Origin of the sequence: Marinobacter sp. bablab_jr008 (assembly GCF_016464145.1) — a bacterium.
Lineage (GTDB): Bacteria > Pseudomonadota > Gammaproteobacteria > Pseudomonadales > Oleiphilaceae > Marinobacter > Marinobacter nauticus.
In genome coordinates this window covers 1-5699 of the sequence record NZ_JACDWW010000090.1, presented here as the reverse complement: position 1 = coordinate 5699, position 5699 = coordinate 1, and the positions used below count along the sequence as shown (strand labels likewise).

Below are 5699 nucleotides of genomic sequence, written 5' to 3'. Positions count from 1 at the left end.
TGAGGTGTGAAAGCTCGGAAACTGGGGGGAATTCAATCGAGAAGAGCGGAATTCAGCCCTGGTTTGAGGCTATCAGGTAATGAAGCGAGGGATAGAACCGAGGGATAGAACGACAGCAGTCTGCGCGGGTTCTCTGGAAAAGGGCTTTTATTCTTCCTATCCTCTGACCGCTCGCTGCACGTGCATCTGCAGACACTGGAAGCGCTGCACGATCTGCAACAGGCCGAGCGTCTGGCAAAGGCCGGCTGGCAGGATCTGCCTGAGGCTGATACGATCTCGGCCCTCTTTGTTGGGCTGACCTCACGGCCGCTGTTATTTCAGCTGCAGAACGTTTTAAACCAGCCCCATCAGGAACCGCTAACCGCGGTGATTCCCGGCGTTGCCCTGAGCGAATTCTGGCAATTACTGGGCAATGCCGAACAACTGCTGCAGGCACTGAGCCTGCTGATGTTAATCACCAGCCTGCTCGGCTCGGTGGCCATGCTGCAGGTCACCGTGGCCGGACGGCGTCAGGAAATTGCCCTGCTGCGCATTATCGGCGCCCGCCCGCTGTACCTCTTTGTGCTGCTGGAAACCGAGGTATTACTGCTGACGCTGCTCAGCTGGTTGCTGGCCCTGAGCATGGCCGCGGCGACTCAGTGGCTGGCCCAGCCGCTACTGGCCGAACATTACGGCCTGTTGATTGAACCACTGCTCAACCTGCAGGACGTCTGGCTCTACGCTGCGCTCAGCCTGAGCCTGGCACTGCTCGCCGGCCTGTTACCGGCGCTGTCGGCCTACCGTTTGTCGTTAACCACTCAACATTAAACTGCTCACATTAAACCGCGAGCATTAAAACCGGCAGCATCAGCATACTGGCCACTTCAGAGTGGTCAGTAAAGACAAGTGACTGACCGGCGCGAACCGGCAGCGCATCATCCAGGCTCCTACACTGAGGAATCAGCACAGGAGCTTATAATGACAATCAAACTTCCTTTCCCTGCTTTGCGCTTACGCAAACCCCGTGGCCAGCAATGCCTCAACGCCGGACTGCTGCTCAACGCCGGACTGCTGCTCAGCGCCGGTCTGTTACTGAGCGCCTGCGGTCAGTCCGATAACCAGATCAGCATCAGCAGCGACGAACGCGCAGCTACCGCCACCACCATTGCGACCAACCGCAAGGTAGCAGAGCAACTGAACCTGAATGATCAGCAGGATTTTAACGATGCCCGCCGTGGCCTGATTGCCAGCCCGGAAAACCTGCAGGTTACTTCGCTGGCCGACCCTGCAACAAAGGTCTGGGATATGCCCGCCTACGGTTTTGTACAGGGTGATGCGCCCGACAGCGTCAACCCCAGCCTGTGGCGTCAGGCGCAGCTGAATAATATTCATGGTTTATTTGAAGTAACGCCGGGCATTTATCAGCTGCGTGGCTTCGATTTATCCAACATGACGCTGATTAAAGGTGACAGCGGCTGGATTGTGATCGACCCGATCACCGCTAAAGAAACTGCACGCACCGCCTTTGGCTTCGCCATGCAACAACTGGCAGAACGTTACCCGGGCACACAGAATATCAGCGCCATTTTATTTACCCACAGCCATATCGACCATTTTGGTGGCGTGCTCGGCATTATCAGCCAGCAGGAAATTGAGCAGGGTAATATTCCGGTGATTGCACCGGCCGGATTTATGGAAGAGGCCACCAGCGAAAATATTATTGCCGGTACCGCCATGAGTCGCCGTGCGGTTTATATGTACGGTAAAAATCTGGCCCGCGATGAATTCGGCCATGTGGATTCCGGCCTGGGTAAAGGCCCGGCCTTTGGTGAATTCAGTATTATTGAACCCAATCAGCTGGTCAGTGAAACCCCGACCGAGCTGACCATTGACGGTATTCAGTTTCAGTTCCAGTACACCCCGGAATCCGAAGCACCGGCTGAGTTCACCTTTTATTTACCACAATATAAAGCCTTCTGCGGTGGCGAAGTGGTATCGCGTAACATGCACAACCTCTATACCCTGCGTGGTGCCAAGGTACGCGATGCACTGAAATGGAGTGCCTATATTGAAGAAGCACGTAACCTGTTTGCCGATGCCGATATTTATTTTGCCAGCCATCACTGGCCGATGTGGGGCAAAGAGCGTATTCAGACCTTCCTGAAACAACAGCGCGATACCTATAAATTTATTCACGACCAGACCGTACGCCGTATGAACCAGGGCATGACACCGGGTGAAATTGCTGAAGATCTGGCCCTGCCCGATTCCCTCGCCCAGGCCTTTTCCAGCCGGGGTTATTACGGCACGGTAAAACACAATGCACGCGCTGTTTATCAGGGCTATTTAGGCTGGTACGACGCCAACCCGGCCCACCTTGATCCACTGCCCGATCCGCAACGTGCCGCCGGTTATGTTGCTCTCGCCGGAGGCGCCGGTACTCTGCTGGAAAAAGCACAAAGTGCGTTTGATGCCGGTAATTACCGCTGGAGTGCCGAGCTGCTCAACCATCTGGTGTTTGCTGAACCGGAAAACAGAGCCGCGCGTAAACTGCTGGCACGTAATTATGATCAGCTGGGTTATCAGGCTGAGTCCGGCCCGTGGCGTGATGTGTATTTAACCGCAGCACTGGAATTACGTACCGGCACACCGGAAACCGGCATTAATATCGCCACCATGAAAGATATGCTGCTGCAGACACCGGTGGCCAACTTCTTCGATACTCTGGCTGTACGCTTAAAAGCCGAAGATGCCGCCGATAAAAACTGGCGCATTAAAATTAACTTTACCGATCTGAATGAAAGCCATCTGCTGTGGGTTGAAAATGCGGTACTGCATCACCGCCAGCTGAGCAAAGACACGCCGCTGGAAGGCGAAATCAACGCCACCCTGAACCTGACTCACCCGCTGTTTATCAGCATGCTGATTGGTGAGGCCGGCTTAAAAGACACCCTGTTTTCCGATGATCTGAGCATTGATGGCAGCAAAATTGATCTGGTGCGTTTTTTCAGCCTGTTTGAAAAACCTGCAACATCGTTTGCGATTGTGTTGCCGGATTAAGGACTTCTTTCTTCTCGTTCCCATGCTCCGCGTGGGAACGCCCCGCTCCGTGGGGTAATGCAACAGCACCGGCAAGGGCTACCACGCAGAGCGTGGGAGCCAGATGGCAAGAGACTTTCTGCGAGGGTATTTTTTTACGCTCCGGCGCTTTTCTTTTCCTTACGGTATTGCCCCGGCGTCTGCTCAAACCAGCGCTGAAACGCGCGGTTAAAATTACTGCTGTCACTGAATCCCAGCCGTAATGCTATATCCGTTACCGGCACCGCTGTCTGTAGCAGGTAATGTACCGCCATTTCACGCCGAACTTCTTCCAATACCTGACGGAAACTGGTGCCTTCCTGTTGCAGATAACGTCGCAGCGTGCGTTCGCTCAGATTAAATACCTGTGCGGTATCGGCCAGCGTCGGTTCGCCCTGTTCCAGCACCGCCTGAATGCTGTTTTTTATCCGCTCGTGCCAGTTAAGGGCATTCATTTTTTGCAGGTATTGTTCAACCAGTGCTTCGTTGGCAGCAGCCAATTGTGAATCGCCGGGCAATGCCATTTTTATCAGCTGAGCACGTTCAAACCACAGGCAGTTGGTGGCCTGCTGAAAATTGACCGGGCACCGAAAAAATGTACTCCAGCGCTCGCCGCCTGCTGCGGGTAAAGACCGCATTAATTCAACATTCTGCACCAGCAGATTCTGCCCAGTTAATTGCCGGGCAAAGGTAACGATGGTGGCAAAAAAACCATCAACGGCAAGGGCGCTGATCGGCACTCCCGCCAGAGGATCAATGGCAAAACCGATACGGTGTGGCTGATGAATAACGCGGATATTAACGGTGTTGGAAATCATGGCGTGATAGCGCCCGATTTTTTCGATCACCTGCTGCATATTCTGGCAACTGATCATCAGCAAACCGAGGGCGCGAAAATGCATCGGCTGCACATAACGTGAAACTTCCAGGCCAAAAGCCGGATTCGCAGTAATCTGTTCCACCCGGTCCCAGAAGGCAGTCATGGTAGCAATGGCAACACGGCTGTCGGGATGCTGCTCCAGCTCCTGCAGGTTAAGGCCGACGTCCTGCAGCAAAGGCACAGGGTCGCGACCGGATTCCTGCAGGGCTTTGCAGATGGCCAGCGCCCAGGCAGCAATAGTGGAATAAGAAGGCTGATTCATGGCGAACCTGTATTGGGGCCTGTTAATACGCAGAGATCAGCCGGACGACATAACTCCGGCCAGAAAAGACTGCACAGCGGCCAATACCGTCTGGCTGTCTTCCAGTTGAGGATAATGACCAATACCCGGCAATTGCACAATGTTTTCCCCGCCCACCAGTTCACGGTAACGGGCCACCATATGCGCACCGGAAATAGGATCGGCAGAGCCATTAATCAGCGCCAGAGGTACGCTGGTGTTCTGCAAGGCACCAACCCAACGCTCACGGAATTGCCGCCGCTCACTCATATAGCGAATCAGTTTATGAAAAACCCGCAGCCCCTGTTGCTGTGAAATCAATGTCCAGAAGCCCTGCAGCTCTTCATCGCTGAGTGCCTTTGCACAGATATGAGCAAAGGTTTTCTGCAGTTTTTTATAAGAATACAAACGGGCAAACAGTGGTCCCAGCGGACTGATCAGTAATTTCTGTACCAGCTCCGTGACCTGATGGAAGCGCAGTGTAAGGAACTTCCTACCTACGTCCAAAGGGAGTTTGACGACTTCCTGAAATGCGGTCGCCTGGAGCACGGTTTCCTGCGGGTGCGCTGCGACAGTTGTCATGTCGAGCATTTGGTTGCCTTTAGTTGCAAGCGGCGCGGCTTTTGCCCCAGTTGCGGCGCTCGACGCATGACTGAAAGTGCAGCATTACTCGTGGACGATGTTTTGCCTCGGCAGCCCATCCGTCAATGGGTGCTGAGTTTTCCTTTCCAGCTTCGCTATCTGTTTGCCAACCGGCCAGCGGTCATGGGCCAGGTGCTGGGGATCGTCTATCGCGTGATTGCCACGCATCTCATCAAGAAGGCGGGTTTGACTCACCAGAACGCCCGGACCGGCGCAGTGACGCTGATTCAACGCTTCGGCAGCGCGCTCAACCTCAATTTGCACTTCCATATGCTCTTCCTGGATGGCGTCTACGCCGATGACCCGCATAAGGGCTTACGCTTTGTCCGGGTCAAGGCGCCCAGCCACGAGGAGCTTACCGCCTTGGTCGGTACGATTGCCCGGAGGGTTGGCCGCAAGCTGGAACGACAGGGCTTGCTGGAGCGTGATATCGAGAACAGCTATCTGAGCGCGGAAGCTGCGGACGATGACCCTATGGCGCAACTGCAGGGTCATTCCATCACCTATCGGATTGCCGTCGGCCCCCAGGCTGGCCGCAAGGTGTTCACAGTCCAGACTCTACCGACCAGTGACAATACGAACGACGACCGGGTCGGAAAGATGGGAGGGTTCTCTCTTCATGCCGGCGTTTCCGCAGGCGCTGATGAGCGCGACAAACTGGAGCGTTTGTGTCGTTACATCAGCAGGCCCGCAGTAGCAGAGAAGCGCTTGTCGCTGACATCAAACGGGCAGATTCGCTATCGACTGAAGACACCCTATCGGGATGGGACGACGCATGTGGTCTTTGATCCCCTGGATTTCATTGCCAAGTTGGCGGCGCTGATACCCAAACCCAGAGTG

Annotated in this window: 4 protein-coding genes and 1 pseudogene; 3 read left to right on the top strand and 2 right to left on the bottom strand. The window is 54.7% G+C overall.

The features are described from left to right. Nucleotides 1–180 precede the first annotated feature (180 nt). Together JIF53_RS18825 and JIF53_RS18820 are read left to right on the top strand one after the other, a co-directional pair. Entirely contained in the window at nucleotides 181–807 is a 627-nt protein-coding gene (locus tag JIF53_RS18825) for an FtsX-like permease family protein (RefSeq protein ID WP_199453989.1), read from the top strand. Nucleotides 808–957: 150 nt separating this feature from the next. Then, nucleotides 958–3039 (top strand): alkyl/aryl-sulfatase, encoded by a 2082-nt coding sequence (locus JIF53_RS18820; protein ID WP_023010675.1) that lies wholly within the window; start codon nucleotides 958–960, stop codon nucleotides 3037–3039. A gap of 134 nt (nucleotides 3040–3173) precedes the next feature. Here the strand turns inward: JIF53_RS18820 and JIF53_RS18815 are convergent, their stop codons facing one another. Then, nucleotides 3174–4199 carry an AraC family transcriptional regulator gene (locus JIF53_RS18815; RefSeq protein ID WP_023010676.1) on the bottom strand — a complete coding sequence of 342 codons (1026 nt, stop codon included), beginning with the start codon at nucleotides 4197–4199 and terminating at the stop codon, nucleotides 3174–3176. A 36-nt stretch (nucleotides 4200–4235) separates the two neighbouring features. Beyond that, nucleotides 4236–4538 (bottom strand): alpha/beta fold hydrolase, encoded by a 303-nt coding sequence (locus JIF53_RS18810; RefSeq protein ID WP_152525351.1) that lies wholly within the window; start codon nucleotides 4536–4538, stop codon nucleotides 4236–4238. Between the two features lie 48 nt (nucleotides 4539–4586). On the opposite strand from JIF53_RS18810, the pseudogene JIF53_RS18805 reads away from it, so the two are divergent. After that, nucleotides 4587–5699 (top strand): annotated as a pseudogene (locus JIF53_RS18805) (transposase); the annotation flags it as partial.